Annotated in this window: 13 protein-coding genes and 1 pseudogene; 4 read left to right on the forward strand and 10 right to left on the reverse strand. The window is 68.0% G+C overall.

Annotated features, from left to right (window positions below; all coding sequences use genetic code 11):
- Nucleotides 1-102: 102 nt before the first annotated feature.
- The 7 genes from OWC43_RS23010 to petA all read right to left on the reverse strand — a co-directional run bounded on the left by OWC43_RS23010 (nt 103) and on the right by petA (nt 7,185).
- The gene (locus OWC43_RS23010; RefSeq protein ID WP_393958450.1) at nt 103-909 is read right to left on the reverse strand and encodes a transglutaminase family protein; all 807 of its coding nucleotides are present in this window, start codon (nt 907-909) and stop codon (nt 103-105) included.
- A 97-nt stretch (nt 910-1,006) separates the two neighbouring features.
- Entirely contained in the window at nt 1,007-1,528 is a 522-nt protein-coding gene (locus OWC43_RS23015) for a response regulator (protein ID WP_393958451.1), read from the reverse strand.
- Nucleotides 1,529-1,728: 200 nt separating this feature from the next.
- Complete coding sequence (locus OWC43_RS23020; RefSeq protein WP_393958452.1) at nt 1,729-2,862, reverse strand: transglycosylase SLT domain-containing protein; 1,134 nt, start codon at nt 2,860-2,862, stop codon at nt 1,729-1,731.
- 298 nt (nt 2,863-3,160) lie between these two features.
- The gene (locus OWC43_RS23025) at nt 3,161-4,036 is read right to left on the reverse strand and encodes an S-methyl-5'-thioadenosine phosphorylase (RefSeq protein WP_137828528.1); all 876 of its coding nucleotides are present in this window, start codon (nt 4,034-4,036) and stop codon (nt 3,161-3,163) included.
- A gap of 338 nt (nt 4,037-4,374) precedes the next feature.
- Complete coding sequence (locus OWC43_RS23030; RefSeq protein ID WP_393958453.1) at nt 4,375-5,268, reverse strand: cytochrome c1; 894 nt, start codon at nt 5,266-5,268, stop codon at nt 4,375-4,377.
- Nucleotides 5,269-5,288: 20 nt separating this feature from the next.
- On the reverse strand, nt 5,289-6,581 hold the full coding sequence (locus tag OWC43_RS23035) for a cytochrome b N-terminal domain-containing protein (protein WP_137828526.1): 1,293 nt from the start codon (nt 6,579-6,581) through the stop codon (nt 5,289-5,291).
- Nucleotides 6,582-6,615: 34 nt separating this feature from the next.
- Complete coding sequence (gene petA, locus OWC43_RS23040) at nt 6,616-7,185, reverse strand: ubiquinol-cytochrome c reductase iron-sulfur subunit (protein WP_137828525.1); 570 nt, start codon at nt 7,183-7,185, stop codon at nt 6,616-6,618.
- Nucleotides 7,186-7,539: 354 nt separating this feature from the next.
- On the opposite strand from petA, the gene OWC43_RS23045 reads away from it, so the two are divergent.
- A complete protein-coding gene (locus tag OWC43_RS23045; protein WP_137828524.1) occupies nt 7,540-8,820 on the forward strand; it encodes an O-acetylhomoserine aminocarboxypropyltransferase in 1,281 nt (426 codons plus the stop codon).
- On the opposite strand, the gene OWC43_RS23050 is transcribed toward OWC43_RS23045, so the two are convergent.
- From OWC43_RS23050 to OWC43_RS23060, 3 genes are read right to left on the reverse strand one after another with little or no spacing between them, the layout of a single operon-like run.
- Nucleotides 8,809-9,660, reverse strand: a complete 852-nt coding sequence (locus OWC43_RS23050; RefSeq protein WP_393958454.1) for a formyltransferase family protein — start codon at nt 9,658-9,660, stop codon at nt 8,809-8,811. The two genes, OWC43_RS23045 and OWC43_RS23050, sit on opposite strands and share 12 nt — an antisense overlap.
- Nucleotides 9,660-10,430 (reverse strand): SDR family NAD(P)-dependent oxidoreductase, encoded by a 771-nt coding sequence (locus OWC43_RS23055; RefSeq protein WP_137828522.1) that lies wholly within the window; start codon nt 10,428-10,430, stop codon nt 9,660-9,662. Before OWC43_RS23055 ends, OWC43_RS23050 begins: the two co-directional genes overlap by 1 nt.
- A gap of 52 nt (nt 10,431-10,482) precedes the next feature.
- Nucleotides 10,483-11,790, reverse strand: a complete 1,308-nt coding sequence (locus OWC43_RS23060) for a capsule biosynthesis protein (RefSeq protein ID WP_137828521.1) — start codon at nt 11,788-11,790, stop codon at nt 10,483-10,485.
- A gap of 278 nt (nt 11,791-12,068) precedes the next feature.
- Between OWC43_RS23060 and OWC43_RS23065 the strand changes: the two genes are divergently transcribed.
- The 3 genes and pseudogenes from OWC43_RS23065 to OWC43_RS23075 all read left to right on the forward strand — a co-directional run.
- A complete protein-coding gene (locus OWC43_RS23065; protein ID WP_393958626.1) occupies nt 12,069-14,009 on the forward strand; it encodes a capsular biosynthesis protein in 1,941 nt (646 codons plus the stop codon).
- A gap of 4 nt (nt 14,010-14,013) precedes the next feature.
- A complete protein-coding gene (locus OWC43_RS23070) occupies nt 14,014-15,477 on the forward strand; it encodes an LTA synthase family protein (RefSeq protein WP_393958455.1) in 1,464 nt (487 codons plus the stop codon).
- 185 nt (nt 15,478-15,662) lie between these two features.
- Nucleotides 15,663-15,927: pseudogene (locus OWC43_RS23075) on the forward strand (sugar transporter); the annotation flags it as partial.

The following is a 15,927-nucleotide window of genomic DNA, read 5'->3' on the forward strand; positions in this document are numbered from 1 at the left end:
AAGCGTGACTGTGGTTTTCTGGTTCCACGTCATTCGCAGATTTTGCACAGGTTGACCGTGTGCCGGTGCACAGGAAGCGTGACCGGCACTGAGGATCCAGTCTCAGGTGACTTCGTCGGTGTGAACGGCGAAATGCACGAGTTGCTGAAATCCGAAATTCGTGGTCAGCGCGCAATCGGTGGCGTCGCGCCCCCGCGCCATGACGATACGGCCGATGCGCGGTTTGTTGTGGCGCGCGTCGAAAGTGTACCAGCGGCCGTCGAGATAGGCCTCGAACCACGCGGAGAAATCCATCGGATCGGGCACGGCCGGAACGCCGATATCGCCGAGATAGCCGGTGCAGTAGCGGGCCGGAATGTTCATGCACCGGCAGAGCGTGATGGCCAGATGGGCAAAGTCGCGGCAGACGCCGACTTGCTGCGTATATCCGTCATGGGCCGTACGGGTGGCGTCGGCTCTCATGTAGTTGAATCGAATTCGCTGGTGAACGTAGTCGACGATCGCCTGCACGCGCGGCCAGCCCAGGGGCGTCTGGCCGAACAGCTCCCAGGCGACGGCCGAGAGCCGGTCGGTGTCGCAGTAGCGGCTGCCCATGAGGAAGACGAGGACATCGTCGGGCAGATCCTGCACAGCGGCCTGGGGAGCAGAGGGGACGACCGGATCGGGTAGACCCGAATCGCCGACGATGAAGTCCGCGGCGATCGCGAGATGCCCGACCGGGGCGAGGATGCGGGTGCAGAGATTGCCGAAACCGTCGCTGTAGCGGTTTACCGGGACCGGCGGATCGAAGGTCACGGTCTCGGGCGTGATCAGATCCGCCACCCGGGATGGGTGCAGATTGAGCATCAGAATCATCGGCGTCGGCTGTGACGACTCGAAGGCAATGTCGAAGCCTGTCCGAATTCTCATAAGCTCGACCCACCTTTCGCCAACCGACCCGGCCGGGTCGGAATTGCAACCGAAGGGAGATTTGCAAGAGGCGCGCCCGACGGGCGACCCGAGGGTGTCAGGAGACCGGCGGCGTCGGGTCGCGGGTCGCCCGATCGGCTTCCTTCAGGACGTCGAAGGCGCGCCACGGCTTGGGGATGAAGACGGCGCCCTCCGGCAGATCGTCCCCCGGATCGAGATCGACGCCGGAGGTGACGACGAGGCGTGTGCAGGGCCAGAGGGTCGCTATGGCTCGAGCGAGTTGCATGCCATCCATGGCACCGGCCAGCCGAATGTCGGCGAAGACCAGGGCCACGTCGCCGCCATGGTCTTGTAGATAGCTCAGCGCCTTCTCGGCATTGTCGCAACCGACGACGCGCAGATCCGTCTCCTCAAGCACGCTCTCGGCGAGGTCACGGGTTTCCTGCTCATCCTCGACGACGAGGGCGACGCGGCTCGACGGCGTACGATCCTTGGCATGGGCCGCGCGCTCGGCTCGGTCCACCCGGCGCACCAGGGCGGCGAGATGGTCGGGCAACCCCTCCGCCACGAGGTTGTCGTAGCACGAAGCCAGGGCCTGCCCGATCTGGTCGAGTTTCATGCCCGGCAGGAGCGGATCGTCTCCCCGCCCCTCGTACGGCCGATCTCGAAACGGACCCTTCAAGGCCGAAAACCCTCCTCTTCCAGGGGGCGGCCACTATCGACCGCACACCACATCAAAGCGGGCGGGGGCCGGTGAGTTGCGTCCAGGGATGAAATTTGGAGACCGCGCGGCCGGCGGCCGCGGGGCGGATCGGTGCCTTACTGCACCGTCTCGGCGTCGGCGGTGAGAAGGAGACCGGCCACGCTGCGCACGTCGCGGTAGCGGTCGCCGCGGGCGCTCATCATCGCCTCGAACTTCTGATGAACCTGCGCGACCGAGAGGCTCGCGGGCTTGCGATGGCGGCCCCGTCCAGTGGTGCCGGCGAAGAAGATCGAGCGGTTGGCCCGAGCGGGGCCGGGCAGCAGGGCCGCCGCCGCCGAGGTCGGCTTGTCGACGACCTGCGAAAGGAAGTTCTCGGCATCGTCCGGCCCGAGGAAGTGCGCGAGGTAGACTTCGCCGAGGGACAATTCCCGGCCGATCTTGAGCGAGATGCGGGCGGCATCGCGCTTGAGCATCTCGCCCGCCATCAGGGCGGAGAGATAGGGGTCGCGGCGCATGTCGAGGATACGGGCCCGCTCGGACGGATCGACGATCATCGGCCGGTCGTTGGCATCGGAGACCACCAGGGCGGCGTCCTGAGCGTGGCCGTATTTCGAGCCGAAATCGCGGATCACGCCGAGCCAGGTGCGCTCGATGAACTGATACAGACCAGTGGCCGAAGAGGTCTTGGCCTGTACGGCGGTGATGAAGCTGGATTCCTTGTCGGCCACCGCCATCAGCAGGACCGGATCGGTCTCGACCGCCTGGGCCGCCTTGACGATCGTCTGGACGATGTGACGGCGGATCTTCATCGGCCCGAATTCGAGGATGTCGTTCGGGTCGCCCGTGGAGGTCTGCGACAGCAGGAAGTCGTAGGAGACACGGTCGACGGTGCCGGCGGTCAGATCGGTATCGAGGCCATCGACCGCGCGGAAGCTGGCGGAGGCTGCCACCACCGACGGAACCGGCGCCTCGACCGAGACCAAGTGGACCCGCGGCTTGGGCATCGTCAGTTCGGCCGCCTTGGTGGAGGCCTCGGCCCGTCCGAGATCGGTGCCGGCATTGAGCAGAATGGCGCTCAATCCGCCGGCCACCAGCGTCATGGTGAGAACGGAGCGCAGGAGCGCGGGGCGGCTGCCATGGTCGCGGCCCGGGCGGGCGGCGACGCTGATGACGTCGGAGGAAGCGGTGCGGCGCCCGGGCTTGCGAGCGTCACGGGTGGTGCGCGGCGATCCGATCGTGCGGCCCTGCATCTGTATCGTCACCCATCCTGTCGTCGGTGCCGTCAGCGGCGTGTGAGCAACAGTTACGCCTCGGGATGTGGCACAAACACGGCCGAGGTTGTGGCATCCCCAGGGCAAGTCCGGGCGATTTGCGGGCAAGCTGAGCCATTTGGTCGAATTTCCCCGAAATCCTCCACAGGCTTGTCGGATCGAACGGCGCGCGATGTCACGAAACTTGGCCTTTTGCCGTGCCTGGCACGTCACAGGGCCGAGCATGGGCGCGGGGAAGACGCTGGATCAGCACAACCCCGCCCCATGAGTCACGAAATCACATGCCGAGTACGCGGCCAGCCACGGCGTCGAGCTTGGCGACGAGCGCCGGGTCGCGATGGGACGGTGCCGTCATGATGGCGCCGTCCAGCGCCCGGTGCGAGCCCGCCGGGCATTCCTCGCGCTCGGCCGGGAAGTCGAGGGCGACGCGGGCCACAAGTTGCGCAGCGCGGGCCGCATTGGCACGGGCCACCGCGACCACCGAGGCCACATCGACGCTGTCGTGATTGGGATGCCAGCAATCGTAATCGGTCACCATGGCGATGGTCGCGTAGGTGATCTCCGCCTCGCGGGCGAGCTTGGCCTCGGGCAGATTGGTCATGCCGATCACGTCGTAATTGGCAGCCTTGTACGACTTCGATTCGGCGAGACTCGAGAATTGCGGTCCCTCCATGCAGACATAGGTGCCGCCCTTGTGGACGGTGATGCCTTCGGCCTCGGCGGCTGCGGCGATGCGCTTCTGGAGCAGCGGACCGACCGGATGGGCGAACGGCACGTGCGCGACGCATCCGTTGCCGAAGAAGGACGTCTCGCGCGCCACCGTCCGATCCACGAACTGATCGACCAACACGAACAGGCCGGGATGCAACTCGTTGCGGAACGAGCCACAGGCAGAGAGCGAGATGATATCGGTCACGCCCGCGCGTTTCAGGACGTCGATATTGGCCCGATAGTTGATCCCGGAGGGCGAGAGGCGGTGCCCACGGCCGTGCCGGGGCAGAAACACCACCGTGGTCTCGCCAATGCGGCCGATGCGCAGCGCGTCGGACGGTTCGCCCCAGGGCGAGGTGATGGTCTCCTCGCGGACGTCCTCCAGACCGGGGAGATCGTAGACGCCCGAGCCGCCGATTACGCCGAGTATCGCTGCCGTCATGCGGTTCTTATCCCTTGTGCTGTGATGGTCTTTGCGCGGTCTCCGCGCCATCGGGCGCCCGCGTTCTGCGCACGGTCCGCCCGGGAGATCGTCGCCTCGTGACGCCTGTTCGGCGCCGAGAAGACCGCCTCGTTACCCATGGCAGGGCCATGAGGCCCCTTGCCGTCATTGACGGGTCTATCGATCGGCCGGCACCTTGAGAAACGTCGGGTCGGCGACGAACGCATCGGCGCGGGGCTGATCTCTCACGTGGCTTTCATAGCCACCCCATTCCCCTCAAGCAAACGGGCCCGCGAGGGGCCCGTTCGAGAGGTTCCGGAAGACGGGGCCGAAGCCCGTCAGTAGGTCTTGTGCAGTTCCGGCTGCAGTCCGTGGACCTCGCCGCCGACCTTCTTCCAGATCTGCTTCTTCACATAGTAGAGCAGACCGGCCAACACGATCAGGAACAGGATGACCCGCAATCCGAGGGCCTTGCGGGCCATCATGTGCGGCTCCGCCGCCCAGGCCATGAATGCCGCCACATCGTGCGAGTACTGCTCCACCGTCTCCGGCACGACGGGCTCGCCCTTGTCGTTCTTCGGATAGGTGATCTGCCCCTCGCTCAGGGGGTTCGGCATCGCGATGACGTGGCCGGGATAATACTTGTTGTAGTAGCCGCTGCCGGGCATCTCGAAGCCCTTCGGCGCGTCCTCGTAGCCGGTCAGCAGCGCGTGGATGTAGTCCACGCCCTGTTCCGAGTAGCCGGTGAAGGGCAGCGCGTCGAAGACGAACCACGGGAAGCCGCGCTCATAGGTGCGCGCCTTGGCGAGCACCGAGAAGTCCGGCGGCGCCTTGCCGCCATTGGCCGCGGCGGCGGCCTTGTCGTTCGGGAAGGGCGGCGGGAAGCGATCGGCCGGGCGGGCCGGACGCTCCTTCTCGCTGCCCGAATCGTCCAGTTCCTTGACGCTGTAGGTTTCGGCCAACGCCTTGACCTGAGCCGCGGAGAATCCGGGGCCACCCGCTTCCGCGAGATTGCGGAAGGCGACGAGGCGCATCGAGTGGCAATTCGCGCAGACTTCCTTGTAGACCTGGAAGCCGCGCTGGAGCTGCGCCTGATCGAACCGGCCGAACATGCCGGCGAAGCTCCACTTCTCGCGGGGCGGGTTCGGGGCGTGGCCGTCCTCGGCCCGAAGAGAGGTGGAGCCGAGGGCCGCCGCGAGAAGGCCCGCGGCGGCGAGGAGGGCGATGCGCATACCGTGTCTCCTCGATCCGCTTAAGCGCGCTTGGCCGGTTCGGCCGCCGCGCCCGCGGGCATGCCCGATCCGCTCAGCTGCTTGCCCGGACCGGTCACGGTCTCGAGGATCGAACCCGGAAGGCGGTCCGGCGTCTCGAACAGGCCGACCAGCGGCATCACGATCAGGAAGTGGGCGAAGTAGTAGGCGGTGCAGATCTGCGAGGCGATCACGTAGCCACCTTCTGGAGGCTTGGCGCCGAGCCAGCCGAGGATGATGGCGTTGGCGGTGAACACCCAGAAGAAGATCCGGTAGACCGGCCGGTAGTTGCAGGAACGGACCCGCGAGGTGTCGAGCCAGGGCGCGAAGGCCAGGATCAGCACCGCGCCGAACATCAGCACCACGCCGCCGAGCTTATCGGGCACGGCACGCAGGATCGCGTAGAACGGCAGGAAGTACCATTCCGGCACGATGTGCGCGGGCGTCACCGACGGGTTGGCCGGGACGTAGTTGTCGGCGTGACCGAGATAGTTTGGCTGATAGAAGATGAACCACGCGAACAGGATCATGAACACCACCACGGCGAACACGTCCTTGATGGTCGCGTAGGGGGTGAAAGGCACCGCGTCCTTGCTCGACTTGATTGGGATGCCAGCCGGGTTGTTCTGACCTGTGACGTGCAGCGCCCAAACGTGGAGCACCACGACGCCGGCGATCATCCACGGCAGCAGGAAGTGCAGCGAGAAGAAGCGGTTGACCGTCGGATTGCCGACCGAATAGCCGCCCCAGAGCAGGCTCTGGATGGTGTCGCCGACGACCGGGATCGCCGCCAGGATGTTGGTGATGACGGTGGCGCCCCAGAAGCTCATCTGGCCCCACGGCAGGGTGTAGCCGAGGAACGCGGTGGCCATCATCAGCAGGTAGATGATGACGCCGAGCAGGTAGAGCACCTCACGCGGAGCCTTGTACGACCCGTAATAGAGGTTGCGGAAGATGTGGACGTAGACCGCCACGAAGAACATCGACGCGCCGTTGGCGTGCGCGTAGCGCAGCAACCAGCCGTAATTCACGTCGCGCATGATATGCTCGACGCTCTCGAACGCGTTGGCGGCGCTCGGATCGTAATGCATCGCCAGCCAGACGCCGGTGATGATCTGAATGCCGAGGAACGCGATCAGGATCGCGCCGAAGGTGTAGAAGTAGTTGAGGTTCCGCGGAACCGGAAAGGCCACGAAGGACGAGTGCACCAGGCCGACGAGCGGCAGGCGAGACTCGAACCACTTCGCGATGTGGCTCTTCGGGACGTAGGTCGAAGTCGCGTGTGCGCTGCTCATCGGGTGCCCGCTCCGGCTTCTCGTGTCCTGTTTCTCACGCGGCCGCCTTGCCGCCCTCTTCACCGATCGTGAGCTTGGTGTCGCTCGCAAAGGTGTAAGGAGGCAGCGGCAGGTTGGTCGGTGCGGGCCCGCGGCGAACACGTCCGACAGCGTCGAACTGCGAACCGTGGCAAGGGCAGGCCCAGCCCTCGAAATTGCCTGAATGGCCGATCGGCACGCAGCCGAGATGGGTGCAATTGCCGTAGGTGACGAGCCATTGGTCGTGGCCGGTCTTGACCCGATCGGCAAAGGGCGCCGGGTCGATCATCTGGGAGAGCGGCACGGCCTTCATGTCCGTGATCTCCTTCTCCGTGAGCTTGCGCACGAAGATCAGCTTTCCGCGCCAGAAGACGTTGACGATCTGCCCATCTTGGATCGGGCTGAGATCGACTTCGAGCGGGGCGCCGGCCGCGACGGTCGCGGCGTCGGGGGCCATGGAAGCGACGAAGGGCCATGCCACGGCGCCGGCTCCGACGGCCAATCCTGCTCCGGTCGCGAGAAACAGGAAATCGCGCTTGGTGCCCTCGGTCCCCGCGGTTGCGAGCGTGGCTGTCGTGTCCGCCAAGGTGCAACTCTCCCGTCAGTCGCCGCGCCGAAGCCTCTCATGCCGGGCTGCGGGGCAGGTCCCCGCGCACGATCCTGGAGGCTTTCAAATTTGAACCTGATGCAATGGCAGACACCATCGCAGGGCGGCAATCAATGCGACCCGCCGTCACCGGATTGCCGTCTTTGTTTCGTTGGGCTCTCTGACACGTCAGATGCGAACGTGTCCAGACTGCAGAGCTTATCGTGCGGTGCGGTGCGGCAACGATCCCCCATGATCGTCACTCGCCTCACCCCCGCTCGGGTGCGCCCTGACCACCTCTTGCACCGCCGGAGACCGGGGGCGTAAACGACGCCTCGCAGAGGAGTTTCCGCGATGACCGACCGCCAGCCCGGGTTCAACACCCTCGCGATCCACGCGGGCGCGACCCCCGACCCGGCAACGGGCGCGCGGGCGACGCCGATCTACCAGACCACGAGCTTCGTGTTCGACGACGTCGATCACGCCGCCTCGCTGTTCGGGCTGCAAGCCTTCGGCAACATCTATACACGCATCACCAACCCGACCAACGCGGTGCTGGAGGAGCGCATCGCGGCGCTCGAAGGCGGCACGGCGGCCGTCGCCGTCGCGTCAGGCCATGCGGCGGAGTTCCTGACGCTGCACGCCCTCATGCAGCCCGGTGACGAGTTCGTGGCGGCCAACAAGCTCTATGGCGGCTCGATCAACCAATTCAATCATTCCTACAAGAACTTCGGCTGGCAGGTCGTCTGGGCCGACACCGACGATCCGGACTCGTTCGAGCGGGCCATCACGCCGCGCACCAAGGCGATCTTCTGTGAGAGCATCGCCAATCCGGGCGGCGTCATCACCGACATCGCGGCGCTGAGCGTCATCGCCAAGCGCCACAACATCCCGCTCATCGTCGACAACACGATGGCGAGCCCGTACCTGATCAGGCCGTTCGAGCACGGCGCCGACATCGTGGTCCACTCGGCCACCAAGTTCCTCGGCGGCCACGGCAATTCCATCGGTGGCCTCATCGTCGACGGCGGCACGTTCCAGTGGCAGGGTGACGAGCGCTACCCGATGCTCTCGCAGCCCCGTCCCGAATATGCCGGCATGGTCCTCGCCGAGACCTTCGGCAATTTCGGCTTCGCCATCGCGGTGCGGGTGCTCTCGCTGCGCGACCTCGGGCCGGCGCTGTCGCCCTTCAATGCCTTCCTGATCCTCAACGGCATCGAGACGCTGCCGCTGCGCATGCAGCGCCACTCGGACAACGCGCTCAAGGTCGCGACCTTCCTCGCTGGCCACGATCAGGTCGAGTGGGTGAGCTATCCGGGCCTGCCGACCGACAAGTATCATGCGCTGGCCCAGCGCTACACGCCGAAGGGCGCGGGTGCGGTGTTCACCTTCGGCCTGAAGGGCGGCTACGAGGCGGGGGTGAAGCTCGTCTCGAATTTGCAGCTCTTCAGCCATCTGGCCAATATCGGCGACACGCGCTCATTGGTGATCCACCCGGCTTCGACCACCCACCGCCAGCTGACCGACGCGCAGAAGACCGCCGCCGGTGCCGGCCCCGAGGTGGTGCGCCTGTCGGTCGGCATCGAGGACCCGCAGGACCTGATCGACGATCTCGACGGCGCCCTACGCGCCTGAGGGGCTGGCGAGGCGGAACGCATCCCGCCAGTCGCCGCCATCGACGAGGCGAAGGCCCGCCCGATGCATCCGGGCGAGCTGCTGCCGGTCGGGAAAGCCGCGATAGGGCAGGACCGGCACGCGCCGGCCCTCCGGTACGGCGCCCCGCACGGCAATGTCGGCGAGGACGCCTTCGAGCAAAGGGCGCCCGCGCTCGTGCAGCCATCGCGCGGCACGGGTGGCACTGGTTCCGGGCGGCAGGGTCACCGCCTCCTGCGCCAGGATCGTCCCAGCGTCGATCTCCGCGGCGAGCCGGTGGACGGTGACGCCGAAAGCCCCCTCCCCGTCGGCGAGCGCGTGCAGCGTCGGGGTCGGGCCGCGATGGAGCGGCAGCAGGCTCGGATGAACGTTGACCCCGCCGAGGGGAGCCCGGCCGAGGGTCACCGGTGAGAAGATCTGATCGAAGTGGAACGAGACGATCAGATCGGGCGCATGCGTCGCGAAGGCGGCGGCGATCTCCGGTCCGTTCACGTCATCGACCCGCATCACCGGGATGCCGAGCCGCCGACAGAGCGGCGCGAGCGGCGTCGCTTCCGGGGGACCGTGACGCGCCAGCCTGCTCGCCGCGCCGTTGACGAGGTCCGGTAGGCCGAAATTGACCGCGAGATAGGGCAGGACGCGCGGCCCCGAGCGGGCCAGATGACGCCGCACCTGCGCGACGAGGCCGCCGGCCGAAGGCCGCTCGGCGTGTGAAAGACCGACGAAGGCAATGTGGTTGGCGTAGTCGGCCACGAAGCGGCGGAGCGCCTGCGCGTTCGGCAGCGCTTCCAGCGCGAAGACGGCGAGCCGCGGCAGCCCCATCAGCGTCGCGGCCGGTTGCGGAAGCGCAGGCCGTGCAGGCCGAGGCTGCGCACGCGTTCGGGCACCAGCAGCGCCCCGCGGGCGAGCGCCGCCAGCGGCCAGGGAAAGGCGATCACGTCGCGGTCGCGCTCCAGCCCCCGCAGGATGCGCCGGGCGGCCTCGTCGGCGCTCATTTCCAGGGGGCGCCACCCCTTGATCACGCCGCCCATCGGCGTCTTCACATAGCCCGGCGTCACGACGCTGACCGAGACGCCGAGCGGCCTGAGCTTGGCTCGCAGCGCCAGACCATGCGCGAGGAGCGCGGCCTTCGCCCCACTATAGGCCGGCGCGTCCGGCAGCGGCGCGTAGGCCGCGAGCGAGGAGACCAGAGCGATCTGCCCGCGTCCGCGACGCGCCATCGCCGTGACGCTCGGGAGCATGATGTTGAGGGCACCGGCATAGTTGATGTCGGCGGTCTCGAACGCCGTTTCCTCGGATTCGAGATCGCCGGAGGGATGGCCGCCATTGACCGCCGCATTGACGATCACGAGGTCGAGCGGGCTCTCGGCATCGAGCGCCCGCAGCCATGCGCCGACCGTCTCCCGCTCCCGCACATCGAAAAGGCCGGTGCGCACGTCCGCGCCAAAGCCCCGACACGCAGCGGCTACCGCGTCGAGGCGTGCGCCATCGCGACCGGTCAGGATCAAGCGAGTTTCGGGGCGCTGCGCGTAACAGCGCGCCAGGGCGGCGCCGATGCCGCTGGAGGCTCCGGTGATGAGGATGACGGGCATGGGGAGGGGATGAGGCGGCGGTTCCCGCTTGTAAACCCCGCCGGGCTCGCGATCAGTAGGCCGGCGACAACCGCCCTGCCTCGTCGGAACCCTCCCGTCGGTCGCGGGCGTAGGCGAGCGATGCGGACGGCAAGGTCGCTTCGAGCCGCGGCACCGCTCCGGCGACGGCCCGTTCAATGGCGGAGGGCGAGAAGTAGCCGCCATTGATCTGGGTTCGATGCATGACGACCCGACGGAAATCCTCCATCAGCTCCCGGTCGGGCGCCTTCGGGTCTCCCCAGAAGGTGTCGATGTCGCCTTGGTGCGTCAGGCCCGGCATGTTGTAGACCGCCTGCCCGAAAGCCAGGGTCGGGCGGCCACGCTCCAGCGCCAGCATGCCGACCGTCGAATTCACCAGCACGACGCCGCGGCTGCCGTCGATGAGCTTGGGCAGGTCGCCGCCGTCGATGAAGTCCAGGCGGTCGTTGCAGCCGTGACGCTTGGCGGATTGGCGGGCCCGCTTGCGCCAATTCATGATTCCGCTGTCGAGCGGATGCAGCTTCACCAGCAGGCGCGTCGGCGCGCTCGAATGTCGGGCGAAGGAAGCGATCACCCGGTCCATGAAGCCCTCGACGCCGAGAAACGGCGAATGGACCCGGATCTGGTAGTCGCTGTCGAGTTGCAGCGGCAGGAGGAAATAGTCGGCGTTGATGGCCTCGTAGGACTCGCCGATGCGCGCCGCCTCGCGGCGGGTGCGCTGGCGGCGGACGAACTTCTTGATCCAGCCGCCATATTCCGCGGCGATATGGTTCGGCCGGTGGCTGCGGAAGCCCGGATAGAGATACGGAAAGCCGATATTGGCGATGTTGAAGCCGATATCCCAGAGGCTGCGGCGGGCCATGTCGCCGGTCAGGGGCATCGCGCGCCCGGCCTGCGGCAGCCGGCGCGCGATGGCCCGGATCTCCTCGGCCGTCTTGGGCATCGGGGAATTGCCGTTCACCCCACCCTGCTCACAGGTGATCCAGTAGGGACGGATATAGCCCTCCTCGAACACATGGATGCGCACGCCCATCGGTTTGGCCACGAGGATGGCCGCCTGATGATAGGGCCGGCAATCGCCGAACAGCACGATGTCGGTGACGCCGTGCTCGCGAATATAGGTCTCGATGTGAGCGTCCCAGCCGTCGCGACTGCCGCGGTAATGGTCGGCCGGCAAACGCCAGAACAGCCAGTCGCCGGCGGAGAAGTTGATCCGGCGGACATTGTATCCGCGCTGGCGCAGGGCCCGACCGAGCTCGGAGAAGAACGGAGACGCAATTCCCTGCAGGAACAGGAACGTGGCAGCATGGCTGCCCGAAGCGTCTGCGCGAGGCTGCGTCATTCCGAGGCGCGGGGTCCCTGATCGCGGGGGGCAGCGGGGTGACGGCGTCTGAAACCAGACGCGTCGCATGTCGTCTCGGCTGCCCGCAACCGCGGCGCCGGGACCCAGACACAATTCACGGTCTCCGTTGCCGGCCCGCCACATCCGCGGCCGGAACCATTTCTCTCTCCCGCCCGAATGCGGCTCGCTTATGTCCGATTCGAGGAGCATCCCCGCAATCCCCGTAATTCCGATCGGTCCTCGCGCCGGAGCACCCCATGGGCTATGGCGAGCCCGCCATGGCCGATGCGCTCCATCCTGAGCCGCGCGGGGCTTCCGCCCTGCCCCGCTCCTTCCTGCCGTTCGGCCGGCCGCTGCGTCGCCTCGGCGCCGAGATCGAAGCCTGCACGGGTCTAGCGCTGCGCCTCGACCGGCTCGGCGCCCCGGCTTTCTGGACGCCTGGCACAGCCTTCCCCTCCGCGCGCCGGACCGCTCTTCTGCGCGTTGCACCGGGCCCCTTGCTCAGCCCCTACGATTCCCCCGCCGCCGGCTTCGCGAGCCTGCGCCTGAGCTTTGGGGGCCGCCCGCTCGGGGGGAGTCCACCCTCGCCGGATCTCGCGAATGCCCTTCGTGGCGCGGGCCTGAGCGGCTTCAATCGCTTTCCGCCCGGTGCGGCGGCCGGATTGTTTGGAGACGGCGTTCCGCGATCCCTCGCGTTGATCGACCCCGATCTTGCCGCGTCCCGCCGCGCGGCGACCTTCGTCGGGCGGTTGCTGAAGGCGTTCCCCGACGAGCGCTTCCTCGCCGCCGGTCCTGAGGGGTGTGCCCCCGCCGGTCTGCCCGAGGATCCGCGCCTCACGGTGCTCGCCGACCCCGTCGATCCATTCACGCTGTTTCCGCTCGCCGCACGGATCCACGTCGCGTCGACGGCCGCCGCCTGCGAAGCGCATCTGTGCGGTTACCCGACCCTGTGCACCGATCCCGCTTCGGGTCCGGTCCCGGCGGATACCGCCGGATCGCTCGCCCTTCGCTTCGGCCCCGGCGTGCATGCCTTCGATCCGTGGACCCGTCGGCCGATCCCCCTCCTCGAAGCGGTCGAGCGCGTTGCGTGGCTGCGCGAGCGCTTTCGCGGAAACGGTCGCCGAGTCGTTCTCGTCGGCGTCTCGGGCTGGAAGCGGGAGGCCCTCGACTGCTTCGCGGCAGGCCCTGGCGGGCCGCCCCTGCACAGCATGCGGGCGGAGGAGGCCGTGGCCCTCGCCCGCCGCCACGATGGCGCGGTCTGGGCCTGGGCGACGCGCTGTCCGGAGACCCTGCCGCAGCTCTGCGCCGAGGCCGGGCTGCCCTTTGCCCGCGTCGAGGACGGCTTCCTCCGCTCCGTCGGCCTCGGGGCGAGCCTCAAACCCGGCGCATCCATCGTCGTGGATGATCGCGGCATCTATTACGATCCGCGGGTCGAGAGCCGGTTGGCGCATCTTCTCAAGCAGACGGTGTTCGCGCCGGACCTCGTCGAACGGGCGGCGAGGCTTCGCGCGGCGATCGTGGCGCGGCGCTTGAGCAAGTACAATGTCGGGCTTGCCGCCCCTGACGGCTTTCCCGAGGGGCGGCGCATCGTTCTGGTGCCGGGTCAGGTCGAGGACGATGCCTCGGTGCTGACCGGCTCGCCGGAGGTGCGTGGCAACCTCGCGCTCCTCAAGGTCGCCCGCGCCCGCAACCCGGATGCCTTCCTGGTCTACAAGCCGCATCCCGATGTCGAGGCGGGCTTCCGGCCGGGCGCGATCCCCGAAATCGAGACGCGCACGCTGGCCGACCGTGTCGTCACCGGCCTGTCGATCGTCGACCTCCTCGACCGGGTCCACCATGTCGAGACCATGACGTCGCTGGCCGGCTTCGAGGCACTGATCCGGGGCCTCACCGTGGCGACGCATGGACGTCCGTTCTATGCCGGCTGGGGTCTGACCGCAGACCTCGCACCGGGGGCGGATCGCGGCCGAACACTCGACCTCGATGAATTGGTGGCCGGGGCGCTCATCCTCTATCCTCTCTACCTCGATCCGGTGGCGATGAAGCCGTGCACGCCGGAGCAGCTGCTCGACCGTCTGAGCGAGGCTCGTGCCCAGGCTCCCGCGACGGCGCTCGCGCTCAAGGCCCTGCCCCATGCCGTGATGCGGGCCCGCTACGCCCTGCTCAACCCGATCCTGCGCCGCCTGCGAGCCCGCCGCGGCGTCGGGCCGGGGCGCTGACGCGATGGGTCTCGCCTCCCTGCTGGTGCCGCTTGCCATCGCGATCGCCACCTCCTTCACCGTGGAGGCCGTGTTCGGCGCGCGTCGCCCGAGCCTACGGCCCGGCGATCTCATCCTGCGCGGTCTCGGCTACGCCCTTCTGACGGTGTTCTGGTTCCAGTTCTCGTGGCGGCCCTGGCTCGCTGCCGCCTCCTGCCTTCTGACCGTCGCGATTCTGGCGGGCGTGGACCGGCTCAAGCGGCGGGTGATCGGTGAGCCGCCGGTTTTCAGCGATCTCGCCCTGTTGGCGCAGGTGCCGCGTCATCCCGAGCTTTACTATACGCGCTCCCCCACCGATCCCCGCATGGCCGTGCCCCTGCTCCTGGGGCTCGGTGTCATCGCGGCGTGGTATGCCCTCGAACCGACCATCCTGCCGGATGGGGCTCTCGCCCTCGCGGCGGTGGCGGCCCTGCCCATGGGGCTCCTGGCCGTGGTGGCGGCGTTCCGGACGCCGCTCGGGCGCGCTCTCCTGCGCCCCCTGTTTCCGCGCCCCGACCTGATGGCGGACGTGGCACGCTACGGTGTCGTCGCCACGATGATGGGCTACGCCCTGCGCCGGGCCGACGAGGCCACCGAACCGCCTCCGGCCGTTCCCGTCCTCGCCCCCGGCGACACGGAGACCGAGCTTCTGGTGGTCGTCCAGCTCGAATCCTTCCTCGACCCCGTGCGTCTCGGCGGTGCGGCCCTTCCCCTCATGAACCGCATTCGCACGGAGGCGGCGCAGTACGGACAGCTCGCGGTGCCGGCCCACGGCGCCTACACCATGCGGACCGAGCACGCGGTACTCACGGGGCGCGACCCGGACAGTCTCGGCTTCGGCCGCTACGATCCCTACCTCGCCCGCGGCGGCGACGAGCCGACGAGCCTGGCCCGGATCGCCCGCGCCGCCGGCTTCGCCACGATCTTCGTCCACCCCTTCCATCGGGATTTCTTCAGCCGGGCGCGAGTGTTCCGCCGCCTCGGCTTCGATCGCCTCGTCATGGAGGACGATTTCGCCGGCGCGCCTCGGATCGGCCCCTACATCGCCGATGAGGCGCTCGCGGAGCGCATCCTCGCCGAAGTGAAAGGCGGCGGGCGACGCTTCGTCTTCGCCGTGACGATGGAAAATCACGGTCCCTGGACGGAGGGGCGTCTGCCCGGGATCGCGCCGGGGCTTGCGCAATACCTCCACCATGTCGCGGATACGGGCCGTGCGGTCGAGCGCCTGATCGACGGTTTGAGGGGGCGTCGCGCGACCCTCTGCGTGTTCGGCGACCACGCCCCCTCGCTTCCCGAATGCCGTCCCCGTCCAGAGGGACCTGTCGCGACCGATTACGCCGTGTTCCGCTTCCCGAATGCGGCGGACCAGCAGCCCCGGCGCGTCGACATCACGGCGGCGCAGCTCGGCTGTCTCCTGCGGGACGCACCCGCCGCAAAACGACCGGGATGAAACCGTCAAGCGTAACCGTGCCACGGTGGTGACGCATTGGTGCCGGACCGCTCGCCGCCGTCGGCGCCCCCGCGCGCCGACGCGGCTGGTCAAGGCACCGTTAAATGGATCGAAGCATATCTCCGGCCAAGCTCGGTCGACAGGAACCGGGCAGCCGGTCTGCCAAGAGCCGGATGGAGAGTTCCATGACCCGTGCGGCTTCCCGCGCTGCCGCCCTCACGATCCTCACCGCGTTCGCGGTGTCGGGGTGCTCGGTGCTTCCGACCTCGGGGCCGACGGCGCGGGCGATCGACGGGGGCGCCGACATCGCCACCGCCGAGGGCGTGCTGGCCCGCTACGAGATCATCGACGTCGATCCCGCCATCGTCGAAGCCCTGCGCACCCGCCCGCTCGACAGCCTCCTCGTCACCTTCGGCGACAACCGCCCCGCCGCCACGCCGCTCATCGGCG

The sequence above is a fragment of the Methylorubrum sp. POS3 genome (assembly GCF_043352485.1).
GTDB lineage: Bacteria > Pseudomonadota > Alphaproteobacteria > Rhizobiales > Beijerinckiaceae > Methylobacterium > Methylobacterium suomiense.